The sequence below is a fragment of the Microlunatus panaciterrae genome, assembly GCF_016907535.1.
GTDB classification, from domain to species: domain Bacteria; phylum Actinomycetota; class Actinomycetes; order Propionibacteriales; family Propionibacteriaceae; genus Microlunatus; species Microlunatus panaciterrae.
On sequence record NZ_JAFBCF010000001.1, the window covers coordinates 100,882 to 116,393 of the forward strand.

Sequence of the window (15,512 nt, forward strand, 5' to 3'; positions counted from 1 at the left end):
CCCCATAGGGGTATCAAGCGATGAGCCACAGGACGGCACCGGGCGCTCGATCAGCGTTCGCGGGCCACCAGCCGATGGACGATGTAGCTCGCCACCTCGCCCGGGCTGGCCCCACGGGCAAAGATCCGGTCCACCCCCAGCTCGCTCGCCATCGACTCGTCGAAGCGCGGACCTCCGACGATCAGCAGTGGGCGACGATCCGGCGGGTAGGCCTCGTTGAACGCCGCCGCCGCCTCCAAAGTGTTGTGCAGGTGGGCATCGCGCTGGGTGACGACCTGGCTGATCAACACCGCGTCAGCCTTCTCCGCCCGGGCCCGCCGGACCAGGCTGGGGACGCTGACCTGCGCACCCATGTTGATCACCTTGATCTCGCGGTAGTACTCCAGCCCCTTCTCCCCCGCGTAACCCTTGAGGTTGAGGATGGCGTCGATGCCGACGGTATGGGCATCGGTGCCGATGCAGGCACCCACCACCACCAGCCGGCGACGCAGCTTGCGCCGGATGGCCAGGTTGGCCTCCTTGGGCGACAGCAGCGGGAAGTCGCGCTCGACCACGACCACCTGGTCGGTGTCGACGAGATGGGTGACGGACCCGTACACGATGAAGAAGGTGTGCGACTCCCCCATCTGCTGCGCGTGCACCACCATGGCCGGGGACAGGCCCATCTTGCCGGCCAGTTGCAGTGCCGCGCCCTCGGCGCGCTTGTCGTGCGGGACGGGCAGGGTGAAGGACAGCTGCACCATCCCGTCTCCGGTCGCGTCCCCGTACGGCCTGATGATCGCCATCAGTGCACCTCCCCGCTGGGCGCGGCAAGGCCTGCCTCGAGCAGCTCGGCGGCGGGGTTGAAGTAGTCGTCCGCCTTGGCCGCCACCCCGTCCAGACCACGACCGCCGTCGGCGGGACGCCGCATGAGCCCGAAGGTGCCGTCGGCGATGGCGTTGAGCATGCCGTCGTCACAGATCCGCTCCAGCAGGTCCACGCTCTCCGCCAGCACCTGCCGCGCCCGGGTGGCGATGAACCCGTCCGGCGCAGGGTGGAAGTCCTCGCCCAGGTTGCCGGCCGCGTTCATCACGTACCGCACGTTCGCCAGGGCCAGGTCGCGGTCGCTCAGCCACGGGGTCACCACGGCCTCGGTCATCATGCCGACCAGCAGAATGCCCTGCCCGGTGAGGGCGCCGACCAGGTTGAAGAAGGCATCGAGCAGATAGCCGCGGAAGATGTCGCCGGTCATGTGCCGGGTCGGCGGCATCCACTTCAGCGGAGCGTCCGGGAACAGGGAACGCGCCAGCAGCGCGTGGGCGAGCTCGAGCCGGAAGCTGTCCGGCAGGTCGGGGTTGATCTCGAAGGCGTGGCCCAGACCCAGCTGCCAGTCCTCGAGGCCCGCCTCTTTGGCGAAATACTCGTTCATCAGCTGGCTGACGGTGACCGTGTGGGCCGCCTCGACCGCGTCGGCGGTGGTCAGGTAGTTGTCCTCGCCGGTGTTGATGATGATGCCGGCGCGGGCATGGATCTGCCTGGAGAACCGCTGGTCGACGAAGGTCCGGATCGGGTTGATGTCGCGGAACAGGATGCCGTACATCGAGTCGTTCAACATCATGTCCAGCCGCTCCAGACCGGCCAGAGTGGCGATCTCGGGCATGCAGAGACCCGAGGCGTAGTTGGTCAGCCGGACGTAGCGGCCCAGCTGGGCGGAGGTCTCGTCCAACGCCGCTCGCATCAACCGGAAGTTCTCACTGGTGGCGTACGTCCCGGCGAAACCCTCCCGAGTGGCCCCTTCCGGGACGAAGTCCAGCAGGGACTGGCCGGTCGAGCGGATCACGGCGATCACATCGGCGCCCGAGCGCGCGGCGGCCTGGGCCTGCGGGATGTCCTCGAAGATGTCCCCGGTCGCCACGATCAGGTAGATCCACGGCCGGCCGGGGGCCTCTCCCCACCTCTTGATCAACTTCGTCCGCAGCCGACGGTTGGCGTCGACACGGGCGAGCCCGGCCTTCGCCGAGGCCCGGCTGCGGGAACGGGCGGCGACGGCTGCCCGGCCGGTCGGCAGGTCGAAGCGGACATCACCGCTGGCGGCCTTCTGCGCCAAGCCGAGGAGGTCGAGTCCGGTGCTGCTCATGGCATGCCAGACGGGCAGCGCCGCACCATGCTCGAGCCCGACATCCCCTCGGACGGCGTCGAGCAGCCGGTTGACCCAGGGGGTGCCCTCCTCGTCGGCGCCCTGCAGACCGGCGAGCCGAAGCAGGGCCCGCTCTACCGACACCGTCGTATGCGCCCGGGCCAGCTCGACGATCGGTTCGCCGGCTCGCGCCGCCAACCGGCGTGCCTTGCGTACGGTCTGAGCGGGCAGCTTCAGCTGGTGCATGGGCGAGCTCATTGAGCATCCTCCGAGTAGATGAACCGGCCCGCAGCCAAGGTGGCGACGCACCGCGGCAGCGGGTGCTGGTCGGTCAGCTCCGGTAGCCCGGACGGGTCCAGGCTCAGCGGCTCCCCGTCGGGTGAATCCCAGACCGCCAGCTGCGCTGGGGCCCCGACCACCATGGCCCCGGAGACGTCATCGCCGGCCGCCCGGTGTCCACCGATGGTGGCGGCCTCGAAGGCCTCGGTCACGGTGAGCCGTTCGTCCTGCTGCCAGTGCTGGGTGGCATCGCGGATCGTGGCCCAGCCTGCGATGGGCGTGACCGGTGAGTCGGAGCCGAGCGCGAGGCGGACTCCCCGCCGGTGCAGGGTGCCCAGGCGGTTCATCTGTCGATACCGCGGACCGAGGCGCTGCTCGTAGAGTTCGCCCGGGCCTCCCCAGGCTGCGTCGAAGCCGGGCTGCATGCTGGCGACCACGCCGAGCTCGGCCAGGGTCGCCATGTCCTGCTCGGCGATCATCTCGAGGTGCTCGAGCCTGTGCCGCGCACCGACCAGTGCCGGCGCGCCGACCACGACAGCGGCCTGGCGCAGCCCCTCGACGGTGGCCGCGACGGCCTGGTCGCCGATGCAGTGGAAGCCGGCCTGCAGGCCGGCACGGGTGCAGGACGCCACGTGGTCGGCGATCTGGTCGACGTCCAGGTAGCGGTAGCCGCGCCCGCCGCCGGGCAGCTCGGGATCGGCGTCAGCGTAGGGCTCCAGCAAGGCGGCGGTGTGTGACCCGATGGCGCCGTCGACACACAGGTCACCGGCCAGGCCCGCGGCACCGGCACTGGTGGCCCGCTCGATCGACTCCGGCCCTGCCAGCTCACCCCAGTAGGTGACGACCCCGATGCCGACCTCGGCCCCCACCTCGCTGACCCTGGTCAGGTCCTGCAGCGGACCCAGATGCGGACCGCCCAGCTCGTGGACGGAGGCGATACCCTCACGTGCCGCCCACTGCAGCGCGCGACGCGCGTCCGTACGGCGCTCCTCGTCGGTGAACAGGGCGTCCATCGTCACCCGGCACAGATGATGGGCGTCGCGGGTCAGCCAGCCCTCCGCCGTGAAGCCGGCGGCCAGCGCCACGTCCGGCAGTCGATCGAGCAGAGCCGAGGAGGCGACCGCGGAGTGGACATCGACTCGGGCCAGATAGACCGCCACCGCGCCGGCCGCCCGGTCGAGCTCGGATCGCAGCGGCGGTCGCGGGTCGGGCCAGGAGCGTTCGTCCCAGCCCTGACCGACGATCACCCGGCGATCGGGGTTGGCCGCGGCGTATCCCGCGACGGCGTCGAGAACGTCCTCCACCCGGCGTGCCGCGCTGAGGTCGAGACCGGCCAGCTTCTGTCCGGTCTGCACAGTGTGCAGGTGCGCGTCAACGAAAGCGGGCGTCAACAGTCGGCCAGCAAGATCAACATGCTGCGCCGGGTCGGCCTCAGCTGGGCTGCCGAGCCAACTCTGGGCGCCGTCGTCATCGCCGAGATAGGCGATGCGTCCGCCTTGCACCACTACCGCGGTGCAGGGCTCTGCGCCCGGACGATAAATGACACCGCCGGTGAACACCGTGCAGGCGGTCATCGTGGGTACGCCGTCATCACAGGCACTCGATCCTCTCGGGCACTCGATCTTCCGGGGCACGGGCTGGGCAGGACATCACAGCTCAGTGTCCCAGCCGGCGAGCGAACAACTGCCGAACCCCGGCCGTGCGCCGATAGAGGTCGAGCGCCAGGTCGCTGTGCCCCGGCAGGTAACCGTTGCCGATGATCATGGTGATGTCGCAGGCCAGGCCTTCGGCACCCAGCGCCGCGGCCGCGAACTGGGTGGCCATCGAGAAGAAGATCACCGTGCCGCCCTGGGCCGTGCTCAGCACGGCGCCGCCTTCACAACCAGCCACATCGACACAGACGACGGTGACCTGCGCCGGCCCGCCGGCCGCGGTCACCGCCGACAGCAGCGCCACCGGGTCGCGGGCGTCACAGGACACCACCCGGTCGGCCAAGCCGGCCCGCTCCAATGCCTGCAGCTCGTCGGCGTCGTAGACGACGCCGATGGTGGTGGCGCCGAGGTCCGCGGCCGACGCCAGCGCCAGCGAGCCGCTCTTGCCGGCCGCGCCGATGACGGCGACCACCGTCGGGCCGCCCCGCTGCTGATAGTCCTGCACGACGCGTCGGGTGAGCGCCGGGGCGCCACAGACGTCGAACACCGCCAGCGCCTGCTCGGCAGGCAGATCGTCCGGCAGCCTGGCGGCGATCGACCGGGCGAACAGGATCGCCCGCCCGGAGCACGGCACCTGTTCGCTCAGCCCATCCCAACGGGTCAGCCCGTCGGTCACCTGCAGCGGGGTCAGGGTCAGCGACACCAGCGTCGCCACCCGCTGGCCCGCTCCGAGACCGAGCGGGGACTGCGGGCCGGCGTACTCCACGGTGCCGATGAGCATCCCGCCCGACCCGGTGACCGGATTGTGCATCTTGCCCCGACTGGTGATGATCTCCAGTACGTGGGCCCGGATCCGGTCCGGGTCGCCGTCGCAGAACTCGGAGATCTGCCGAAAGCTGGCCGCGTCCAGGTTCAGCCGCTCGACGGCAATAGCCACCTCGTCCGCCGCCGGCGGGGACTCGGCGTCCAGGCGCAGTGCGCTCTGTGGCAGCGAGCCGATCGGTTCCAGGACGCGGTTGAGCCCGATCCCGGCCATGCCGGAAGGCTGTGGTGCTGCCACGACTCTCCTCCGCATCAGCCAATCTTGGCGTGATAATACGCATCTGCGGGATATTCTTGCGTACAGTCATTACAGCACAGTGGATCTTCTCGGCGCGATCGACGATCGAGGCCGCCGCAACTGCACTCCGGGAGCCAGCCATGACCTCGATACTCGAGCCCATCACCGCCGGGCAGCCGTATGCCTACCGACGCGCCGAGCTGGTCGAGCCGGACTGGACCAGGCTGCCTGGCTGGCGAGACGTCACCACCGCGGAGTGGGAGGACGTCCAGTGGCAACGCGCCCATTGCGTCAAGACCGTCGGCCAGCTCCGCGCCGTCCTCGGCGACCTGGTTGACGACAGCTTCTTCGCCGACCTCGAGCGTGACCAGGCCGAACGGGCCACCATGTCGATGCTGGTACCACCGCAGATGGTCAACACCATGGTCCCGCACGCGGTGCCCGACACGGAGGCGTTGCTGGCGGACCCGGTGCGTCGCTACATGCTCCCGGTCTTCTCCGACCGGCGAACCGACTGGCCGTCGCATCCCCACTCCAGCCGCGACTCCCTGCACGAGCACGACATGTGGGCCACCGAGGGCCTGACCCACCGTTACCCCACCAAGGTGCTGGCCGAGGTGCTGCCGACCTGCCCGCAGTACTGCGGCCACTGCACCCGGATGGACCTGGTCGGCAACTCCACCGCGCAGGTGTCCAAGCTCAAGTTCCTCGGCCGGCCCAACGACCGGCTCGATGCCATGCTCGCCTATCTGCGCCGGACCCCAGCCGTCCGCGACGTGGTGGTCTCCGGTGGCGACGTGGCGAACATGCCGTGGCCCCGGCTCGAGGCGTTCGTCGCTGCTCTGCTCGAGATCGAGAACATCCGTGACATTCGGTTGGCGACGAAGGCGCTGATGGGGTTGCCGCAGCACTGGTTGGGCGACGATCTCCGAGCCGGGATGGAACGGCTGGCCCGGACGGCGCGAGACCGGGGCGTGATGCTGGCCATCCACACCCACGTCAACGCGGCCCAGTCGGTCACGCCGCTGGTGGCACGGGCCAGCCGGGCGATGCTGGATGCCGGCGTGCGTGACATCCGCAACCAGGGGGTGCTGATGCGCGGCGTGAACGACTCGTCCGAGCAGCTGCTCGACCTGTGCTTCGCCCTGCTCGACGGGGCGAACATCACTCCGTACTACTTCTACCTGTGCGACATGATCCCGTTCGCGGAGCACTGGCGGCTCTCCGTCGCCGAGGCTCAACAGCTGCAGCACGCGATCCTCGGCTACTTGCCCGGTTTCGCCACCCCGCGGATCGTCTGCGATGTGCCGTTCGTCGGCAAGCGCTGGGTCCACCAGCTGTCCGAGTACGACCGTGCCCGCGGGATCTCCTACTGGCACAAGAACTACCGGACCGGCCTCGAGGTCAGCGATCCGGACGCGCTCACTCGGGCCTACGAGTACTACGACCCGATCTACACGCTGCCTGCGGAGGGCCAGCAGTGGTGGGCGGCGCACACCGACGTCGATCTGGACGCTGAGCTTCGGCGGGCCAACGCCTCCCGCGACGCAGCCTCGCGCCAGGCCGGCTGAGCCGGCTCGCCGAGGACACGGCTGTCAGATCGCCGGGGGCCGGTCCTCGTACGGCGTGGACAAGACGATGGTGCTCTGGGTGGACACGCCCCCGACAGCGCGGATCCGGGCCAGCAGCACCTCCAGCGCGGCGGTGTTGGCCACCTGCACCTTGAGCAGGTAGTTGGCGTCGCCGGCCACCGAGTAGCAGGAGACGATCTCATCGATCTCCCGCAGCCGCTCGGGATGGTCGTCCGGCTGATTGGGCTCGAACGGCTTGATGCTGATGAACGCGGTCAGCTCAAGGCCGATCGCCTCCGGCGCGACCCGGGCGTGGTAGCCCTTGATCGCGCCACGCTGCTCGAGTCGGCGGACCCGCTGCTGCGCCGCTGAGGTGGACAGGCCCGTCTCCTTGCCGATGTCCGTGTACGACATGCGACCGTCCCTGGCGAGCAATCCAAGAATGCGACGATCCAGCTTTTCCATGGCGCAATCGTGCCAGTATTCGTGCGTGGACTCCTCCCGACTTCTTCTTTTGGACACAGCATCGTTGTATTTCCGGGCTTTCTACGGCATGCCCGACTCGCTGCGCTCACCGGACGGCAAACCGGTCAATGCGGTCCGTGGTCTGCTCGACTTCATCGCCCGGTTGGTCGAGGACTATCAGCCCACGCACCTCGCCTGCTGTTGGGACAACGACTGGCGGCCGGAGTGGCGGGTGGAGCTGATCCCGACGTACAAGACCCATCGGGTGGCGGCCGGGGTCAGCCCGGTCAGCACCGACGGTCGTGCGGTGGCCGAGGAGGCTCCGGACGCGCTGGCACGGCAGGTGCCCTGGATCGTCGAGACTCTGCAGGCGCTCGGCGTGGCGATCGTCGGTGCGGACGGTTACGAGGCGGACGACGTGATCGGCACGCTGGCGACCCGAGCAGACATGCCGGTCGACATCGTCACCGGTGACCGGGATCTGTTCCAGCTGGTCGACGACGCCCGTCAGGTCCGGATCCTCTACACCGCCAGGGGGATGAGCAATCTCGAGTCGGTCACCGATGACTGGGTGCGGAGCAAATACGGCGTCTCCCCCGCCGCGTACGTCCCGTTCGCCACTCTGCGCGGAGACACCTCCGACGGACTGCCTGGTGTGGCCGGTATCGGCGAGAAGACGGCGGCCGGTCTGTTGGAGCGGTACGGCGACCTCGAGGGGATTCTCGCCGCTGCCAGCGACCCCGCGTCGGCGGTCAGCGGCGGAGTGCGGGCGAAGCTGGCGGCCGGCATCGACTACCTGGCCGTCGCCCCGACGGTGGTCGCCGTCGTGCGTGACCTCGACCTGTCGGTGGGACTCGATGACCTGCGGATGCCCGCAGCGCCGCCGGATCCGGAGGTGTTCACCCGACTCGCCGAGTCCCTGGGCCTGGGCGGCAGCGCGACCCGGGTGCTCGCCGCGCTGGCTGCCCGTACCAGCCGGAGTGACTGAACAGGCGCGGTTGCCCGGTCCGGCCCGGCCGTGGTCGGTGCCGCTCGGCTCCGCCCTGCCGCCGACCGAGGTGCTCGCCCGGCTGCGGGCCGAGGACCAGCCCGCGTGCCTTTGGGGCAACTGGTTCGAGGGCGCACCGCTGATCGCTCGACGCCCCTTGCGGTGGCTGGCTGCCGGCGAGGACCCTATCGAGGCTGTCGGCGAGCTCCCCTCAGTCCCGCCAGGTGCTGGTGCAGGCGGAGTCGCGACAGGGCGTGGCCCTGCGCTGCTGGGCGGGGGGTGGATCGGCAGCATCGGCTTCGACCCTGGCAGCTCGCTGCTCGGCTTCTACGACGCGGTGCTGCGCCTCGACCCCAGTCAGGGCTGGGTGTTCGAGACGCTCGGGCTCCCGGGCCGGGAAGCGACGATGGAGCGGGAGCTGTTGTCCTGGCGCACCCTGCTCTCCGCAGCCGGTGCCACCCCAACAACAACGTCGACCCCGGCCGCCCGCTGGCGAGTGGGCACCTTCGGAGCGGTGCTGCCCGGCTGGAGCGTCCGGGAGGGATACCTGGCTGCGGTCGAGGAGGCGATCGGTCAGATCCGGCGAGGTGACTACTACCAGGTGAACATCTGTACCCGGTTGCGGACGTCGTACGAGGGCGACCCGTTGTCGCTGTTCGCTGCCACGGCCGCCGAGCTGCGCCCCGGCCTGGGCGGGTTCATCGGCACCGCGGATCGGGCCGTGGTCAGCCTGTCGCCGGAGCTGTTTCTTCGGGTCCGCGGCCGCGGGGTGGTGTCCGCGCCGATCAAGGGCACCGCGCCCCGACGGTCGGGAGAGGTGGACTCGCCCCTGCTGCGGGCGTCCGCCAAGGATGCGGCGGAGAACATCATGATCGTTGACCTGGTGCGCAACGACCTGTCGCGGGTCTGCAGCCCCGGAACGGTGGTGGTCGACGACCTGCTCGCGGTGGAGCCCCATCCGGGGGTCTGGCACCTGGTTTCAACCGTCAGCGGCGAGCTCGCCGACGGGATGGGTCTGTCCCAGCTGCTGCGCGCCACCTTCCCGCCGGGTTCGGTCACCGGCGCCCCCAAGTCGTCCGCGCTCGAGGGGATCGCTCGGTTGGAGCCGGTGCGGCGGCGGGCGTACACCGGGGCGTTCGGCATGGTCAGCCCGATCGCAGGCTCCGAGTTCAGTGTCCTGATCCGCAGCTTCGAGCTCGAGGCGGGGCAGCTCGACCTCGGAGTCGGCGGCGGGATCACGGTCGACTCGGTGCCGATGCTGGAGTGGCGCGAGTGCCTACACAAGGCGCAGCCGCTGGTCGCGGCGGCCGGTTCGACGCTCGCCAGCGAGCTGTCGCCGGTGCCGGCTGACCCGACGCCGGAGCAGCTGTCCGGCGGCATCTTCGAGAGCCTGCTGGCGTACGGACCGAACGTGCTGCGGCTGTCGGACCACCTGGCCCGGCTGGAGCGGTCCTGTCGTGAGCTGTGGCGCACCGGGATCCCCGAGACGTTGGCCACCGACGTCCGGGCCGCGGCCGCCCGGGGGCGGCCCGAGCGGCGGCAGCGGATCCGGGTGCGAGCCCTGCCCGACTCCACCGGGACGGTCGGGTTCAGCGTGACGTCGTCCGAGCTCGGCCCGCGGACCCGCTCGTCAGCGGTGGTCATCACCTCACGCCCGGACCCCCTGTGGCGGCACAAGTGGAACGACCGGAGCGTGCTGGAGGCGGCCGAGGCCACGGCAGCGGCGGCCGGCGCCCTGCCGCTGTTCGTCGCCCAGGACGGGACGGTGCTGGAGACGACGCGCGGCAACATCGTCTGGCTGACCCCCGACCGGGTTGTCGTCACTCCCCCGCTGCGCGACGACCTGCTGCCCGGTGTCACCCGCAGGGCCCTGCTCGACCTGCTGCCCCGGCTCGGCCTGGAGCATCGGATCGCCCCCGGCAGCATCGACGACCTGCGGGCCGCCCGTGCCGCGTACTGGACCTCCGCGCTCAGTGGCGTGGTCATCATCGACCACCTCGACGGCCGCCCGCTGCCTGTCGATGAGGCGCTGGCTGACCGGCTGAACGCAGCGCTTGGCTTCATCGACCGTGCGGGCGATGCCGCGTGACCCCTCCGGCCCGAGATCGCGTACGGCAGCGAGGCCCGTACGGACGAAGCACGGGAAACTGTCACTGAGCCAGGGAAATCTGCCCCGTCACGTGACAGTTTCCCAAGTCGACTTGGGAAACCGACACACGCACCCCCCGCACCTCAGGAGGGGAGGCCGATGACCTCTCGGGCGGCCCGCAGGAAGGGCTCGTCGTCGCCGGGATGCTGGCCCAGGTAGTAGTGGGCGATGTCCACCCGTCGGTGCGCCATCGGGTCGGCGCCGAGCAGATCGTCCAGCGCGCGGCCGAGCACCTGGGTGGAGCGCGGACCGACCAGGTCGTCGATCTTCATCAGGTACGCCGCGCCGGTGGTCGGGAACCGCTCGTGGGCGCAGCCGTACTCGACCCCGGGCGGCAGCACCACGGCATACGGCTTCAGGGTCGCGAAATAGTCGACTAGCACACTGCCGATGTCGGTGATGCAGGCGTCGGAGTCGTCGAAGGCGTCGCTGATCGGGACGCCGCGCCCCTCGGTCGCCAGCACGTGCCGCCGTCCGGACGACGTACGGTCCGAGGTGAGCAGCGTGTCGACCTCGGCGATGGTGGCTCGCTCAGCCCGCCCCAGCCAGCTGAACGGGTGGGGACGGAAGATCACCTCGACCCCTCGGGCGATCAGTGCGGCGGCCAGCACCTCGGCGGCGGGGAGGAAGCTGAGGTTGGTGTTCGCGTTGTACCCGCGCCAGGTCGGCGCCAGCAGCACCCGCGGGACGGCGACCTCGTTGATCGCCCGGTCGGCCTTGGCGATGCCCGCGAGCTGCGGTCGGCCGACCTCGACGATCTTCTGCGGCGGGATCACGACCCCGTTCGCCGGATACCGGTCCACCGCGGCCCGACCTGCGACGAAGATCCGGTCGAACATGGCATGACCCGGGTGGGCGGACAGCTCCTTGTCGGAGTCGCCGTGTCCGAGATAGACGTGGGTGAGGTTGCGGTACAGCACGAACGGCGTGTTCTGGGCGACCATGTTGACGTAGAAGACGGCCGAGCCGACAGCGACACAGTCGAGGTCGGCGTTCTCCGGACAGCACACGATCGGTGCGTCGGTGACCTTGCGGGTAGCTGCCACCGCCTCAACGTGCCGGACCACCACCAGATAGGGCACCCGAAGCCGTTCCAACAACGGCACCCACATCGCCAGCTGATAGCTGGCGTCGTTACGCCGACCGGTGTAGAGCAGGAACCGTGGTCCCCAAGCCTCCAGGGCCGACCGGATCCGGGCCCGGTCGGCCCCGCGCGACCGGATCCGAAGAAAGCCCAGGCCAGCCGTCAGGACCAGGGCGATCGCGCCGAGAACCCCCACGCCGAGCAGCACCGCAGGAACCGCGAAGGCGGCCGCCAGGGCGACAGCGATGATCAGCACGCCCACTCCGAACCGGATCCAGCGGGCAGGGGGCGGTGGCGCCGGGGCGGCATAGCCGGCCAGCCCGTAGGCCCGCAGCGCGGTGGCCCGCCCGACCAGCTCGAGCGCCGGAACCGCCAGCACGGCGAGCCCGACAACGACCGAGACGAACCAGACGAGCAGGCCCGGCTGCCGCGGTGCCGCAACGAGCGCCACCAGCAGCCCCAAGCCGAGGGCCAGCGGGAGCTGCGGGCCCAGAGCCCGCAGAGCGCGACGGATCACCTCAGGCATGCTGGTCCACCGGCTGGTCGATGACCGTGAGTGCGGCGTCGACGAACCCCTGGGCGTACCCATCGGCCGGGAAGTCCCCCAGATAGTAGACCCTGGTCTCGTCCCTGACTCCGGCCAGCGGATCGGTTCCCAGCAGCAGGTCCAGGGCGTCGGCCAGGTTGGCCAGGTCCTCCCGGATCACGTAGGCGGCCCGTGCCGCCGGAGCCTCCTGCAGCAGCTGCTCCGGGCTGCGGCCGACGGAGACCATCGCAAACGGCTTGCCTGACTTCAGATAGTCCGAGACGACGGCGGAGACGTCGCTGACCATGGCATCGGAGAGGTTGAAGCACTCCTCCACCGTCAGCTCGCGCTCGGCCGCGTCCCCGAAGACGTGCTCGCGTCCGGTCTGGGCACGGTCCTCCGCCAGCAGCCGGCCGATCTCCTCGACCAGCGCCCGGCTCTGCGGGAACCGGTAGTTGAACGGGTGAGCCCGGAACACCACCCGGACGCGGCGGTCCAGCAGTGCCTGGACGATCCGGCGACCCTGCGGCAGCGAGTAGACCGCGGCGTCGGCGTAGGGACCCTGCCAGGTCGGCGCGTACAGGACGGTCGGCGCACTTATCTCACGGATGGCCGCCCGTGCCGGCGTGATCACCTCGACCTGCGGCCGGCCGACGATCCGGAACTTCTCCCGGGGGATCTCGACTCCGTGCCGGGCATACCGGTCGATCCCGGCCTGCCCGGCCGCGAAGATCAGGTCATAGATGGCGTGCACCGGGTTGTAGCAGGCGGGTTTCTCCGAGTCGCCGTGGTTCAGCCAGATGTGGGTCAGCTCCCGGCGCTCGACGAAATGTGTGTTGCGCACCGCGTTGTTCACATAGAACGCCACCCGCAGCGACGGCACGACGACGTCCTCCAGACTGCGCAGGGTGGGGCGCTGGATCACGGGTACGTCGGTCAGTGAAGCCACCTCACGCAGCATCGGGACGCTGCGCACGACGATGATGAACGGCCGTCCGATCCGCCGGAGGTAGGGCAGCCACATGCCGATCTGGTAGGCGGCCCCGACCGTCGAGGAGAAGTACACGGCGAACTGCGGGGCATAGTCGATCAGCGCCGGACGCAGCCGGGCCTCCGCGTCCACCACCCGATAGACCCGGACGGTTGAGCGGACCTGGGGCTCGACGAACAACGCGAACGGCACCAGGGCCAGGGCGAACCACACCACCGGCGCGTCCACCAGCGCCAGCACCCATCCCAACGCCAGCACCGCCCAGTGCACCAGCGGCAGCAGTGGCAGCGATCGCGGCGTCGACACGGAGACGTTCAGACCAGGCAGGCCGGAAGCCTCCAGCCCCTTGCGGCCCCAGCCGTCGGCGACCACTTGCTCGGCTGTGGTGGCGAAGAGCAGCAGGCAGACAGCCGAGATGGTCCAGCCCGAGGGTCCGTGCCGGGTGAAGAGCTCCGTCCCGATGCTCAGCACCAGCACGCTGCGGGCGATGTCGAAGGAGCCGACCAGGCCGATCCGGCGATCGGACCGGGACAGGTCCCGCCGGTGCGCCACCGCCATCAGCGCGATCGACAGCCATCCCAGCAGCCCGGCCAGCACCGCGGGTCCCTGCAGCATCGCCACCGCCAGGCTGAGCAGTGCCGTTCCGGTGACCACCAGCGCCCGGGCCACGAAGGCCACGTCCCGCCGGAGGCCGGACCGGTCGGCCGCGGCTGCAGTCCCGACCGCCTCCTCGGTCTGCTCGGTCTGCTCCGCGGGATGTGGTGGAAGCTCACTGACCCGGCGGACCGCCTGTACGAAGGCCTCGGCGTAGCCTTCGGCCGGGAAGTCGCCGAGATAGTCGACCCGGATCGCCCTCCGTCGAGAGGCCGCCGGGTCGGGCCCGAGCAGGTCGTCCAGGACCCGCGCCAGGTTTCCCAGCCGCGAGTCGACCACGTAGGCGGCCCGAGCGATCGGGTACTCCTCGACGAAGACGGCCGGATCTGTCGGCACCGCCACCATCGCGAACGGCTTGCCCGAGAACAGGTAGTCAGAGACGACGCTGGAGACGTCGGAGACCATCGCGTCGGAGGCGTTGAAGCAGTCGAGGATGCCGCGCTCGGTCTCGGCTGCGGCACCCCAGAGATGACGCCTCCCGGTGCGCTCCGCATCGATGGCCAGCATCTGCTGGATCCGGGTGATCACGGCCGCGTCGTCGGGGAAGGAGTAGCTGAACGGGTGCGGCCGGAAGATCACCGTCGCCTCGCGGGCCAGCAACTCGGAAACGATCCGCTCGCCCACCGGCAGGGAGTACAGCAGGGTCTCCTCGACGTGACCCCGCCAGGTGGGGGCGTAGAGCACGGTCGGCCGCTCGACCTCCGCGATCGGGCCGACGGCAGGCTGGACGTCCTCCACCTGCGGCCGGCCGACGATCTCGAACTTGTCCGCCGGGATGTTGACGCCGTGAGCGGCGTAGCGCCGAGTGGCTGCCGGTCCGGCGGCGAAGATCTTGTCGTACATGGCGTGCGTCGGGTTGTAGGACGGCGGCTTGTCGGAGTCGCCGTGACCGAGATACACGTGGGTGAGCTGGGTGTAGCGGATGAAGGCCCCATTGCCCGAGGAGGCGTTCACATAGAACGCGGCCCGCAGGGACGGGGTGACCACATCGTCCAGGTCGCCCAACCGGCGCCGGACCACCACCGGCACGTCGGTCAGCTTCGCCAACGCCTCGGCGGGCACCCGGTCGCGGGTGACGATGACGAAGCGACGCCCGGCGCGCTGGAGATACGGCAGCCACATCGCGACCTGGTACGACGCGTCGTCAGGACGGGAGGTGTAGACGACGAACTCCGGGTCGAAGGCGGCCAGCGCCGGCCCGATCTCGGCCTCGAGGCGTCGTCCGCGCAGCAGCCGGTCCCGGCCCGCCCACGCGAGCAGTCCAGCCGGGATCAGTGACAGTAGGGCTACCACGGTCCAGAGCCAGCCGGGCAGGTCCAGGGCGCCGCAGCCAAGACCGGCCGTGACGGCGAGCAGGTTGGCACCGACGATGACCAGGTCGAGCTCCGGCAACGGACGAACCGGAGCAGTGCCGGGCAGGTGGGCGACGAACGGGATCTTGGCCTGGCTCAGCCTGAGCAGGATCGGCTCGAGCACCACGGCGCCCACCAGGACGCAGACCGCCAAGACCGCGCCGACCCGCTGGCCGGTCGCCTCCTGCGCTGTCAGCAGCACCGCTCCGACCGCCACCGCCAATACGCACCTGACTGCGCCGAGATAGCCGAACACCGACTCCGGCTCGTCATCTTCGGCGACCCGCCGACGGCGAAACGGTAGCGCCACCCCAACCAGGATCACCAGGGCGACCGCGATGCCCGCGACCACCGGAAAGGCCAGCACCCGGGCTGGTGCCGCCGACAGCACGAGCACCGTTGCCGTCGCCAGCGCCGCTGGACCGCACGCGGCCATCCAGTGGCGTGCCGCCGCGCGGCGGGGCTCACTCGACCCGTTGCCGGTGGTGGGTTGGCTGGTCATGGACCCCTCAACTGACGCGGACAGACGCCAGGGAGTCTAGTGCTGGACCTGCCGCGCGAGTGGCTGCCTCTCCGCGGGCGAGTCTCGGCACCTGCCGCGACGAACCAGTTGATACAGTCACTC

At 70.2% G+C, this 15,512-nt stretch carries 10 protein-coding genes; 3 read left to right on the forward strand and 7 right to left on the reverse strand.

Translation table 11 applies throughout. From position 1 onward, the window contains the following. Positions 1-50: 50 nt before the first annotated feature. From kamE to kdd, 4 genes are all read right to left on the reverse strand, one after another. Positions 51-785, reverse strand: a complete 735-nt coding sequence (gene kamE, locus JOE57_RS00500; RefSeq protein ID WP_204915899.1) for a lysine 5,6-aminomutase subunit beta — start codon at positions 783-785, stop codon at positions 51-53. After that, entirely contained in the window at positions 785-2,374 is a 1,590-nt protein-coding gene (gene kamD, locus JOE57_RS00505) for a lysine 5,6-aminomutase subunit alpha (RefSeq protein WP_204915900.1), read from the reverse strand. The genes kamE and kamD overlap by 1 nt, the downstream gene beginning before the upstream one ends. After that, positions 2,371-3,969 (reverse strand): amidohydrolase, encoded by a 1,599-nt coding sequence (locus JOE57_RS00510; protein ID WP_204915901.1) that lies wholly within the window; start codon positions 3,967-3,969, stop codon positions 2,371-2,373. The genes kamD and JOE57_RS00510 overlap by 4 nt, the downstream gene beginning before the upstream one ends. An 82-nt stretch (positions 3,970-4,051) precedes the next feature. Then, positions 4,052-5,107: an L-erythro-3,5-diaminohexanoate dehydrogenase gene (gene kdd / locus JOE57_RS00515; protein WP_338041083.1), complete on the reverse strand. Its 1,056-nt coding sequence runs from the start codon at positions 5,105-5,107 to the stop codon at positions 4,052-4,054. 140 nt (positions 5,108-5,247) lie between these two features. On the opposite strand from kdd, the gene JOE57_RS00520 reads away from it, so the two are divergent. Further along, on the forward strand, positions 5,248-6,678 hold the full coding sequence (locus JOE57_RS00520; RefSeq protein WP_204915902.1) for a KamA family radical SAM protein: 1,431 nt from the start codon (positions 5,248-5,250) through the stop codon (positions 6,676-6,678). A 24-nt stretch (positions 6,679-6,702) separates the two neighbouring features. Here JOE57_RS00520 and JOE57_RS00525 read toward each other — a convergent pair whose 3' ends face one another. Further along, positions 6,703-7,143, reverse strand: coding sequence for an Lrp/AsnC family transcriptional regulator (locus JOE57_RS00525; RefSeq protein WP_204915903.1), 441 nt, complete (start codon positions 7,141-7,143; stop codon positions 6,703-6,705). A 49-nt stretch (positions 7,144-7,192) separates the two neighbouring features. Between JOE57_RS00525 and JOE57_RS00530 the strand changes: the two genes are divergently transcribed. Beyond that, a complete protein-coding gene (locus tag JOE57_RS00530) occupies positions 7,193-8,131 on the forward strand; it encodes a 5'-3' exonuclease (RefSeq protein WP_338041084.1) in 939 nt (312 codons plus the stop codon). Then, on the forward strand, positions 8,124-10,220 hold the full coding sequence (locus tag JOE57_RS00535) for a chorismate-binding protein (RefSeq protein WP_204915905.1): 2,097 nt from the start codon (positions 8,124-8,126) through the stop codon (positions 10,218-10,220). The genes JOE57_RS00530 and JOE57_RS00535 overlap by 8 nt, the downstream gene beginning before the upstream one ends. 143 nt (positions 10,221-10,363) lie before the next feature. Here JOE57_RS00535 and JOE57_RS19045 read toward each other — a convergent pair whose 3' ends face one another. Both JOE57_RS19045 and JOE57_RS00545 read right to left on the reverse strand, forming a co-directional pair. After that, positions 10,364-11,881: a CDP-glycerol glycerophosphotransferase family protein gene (locus JOE57_RS19045; protein ID WP_204915906.1), complete on the reverse strand. Its 1,518-nt coding sequence runs from the start codon at positions 11,879-11,881 to the stop codon at positions 10,364-10,366. A 1-nt stretch (position 11,882) separates the two neighbouring features. Continuing rightward, a complete protein-coding gene (locus tag JOE57_RS00545) occupies positions 11,883-15,389 on the reverse strand; it encodes a CDP-glycerol glycerophosphotransferase family protein (protein WP_204915907.1) in 3,507 nt (1,168 codons plus the stop codon). Positions 15,390-15,512: the final 123 nt, after the last annotated feature.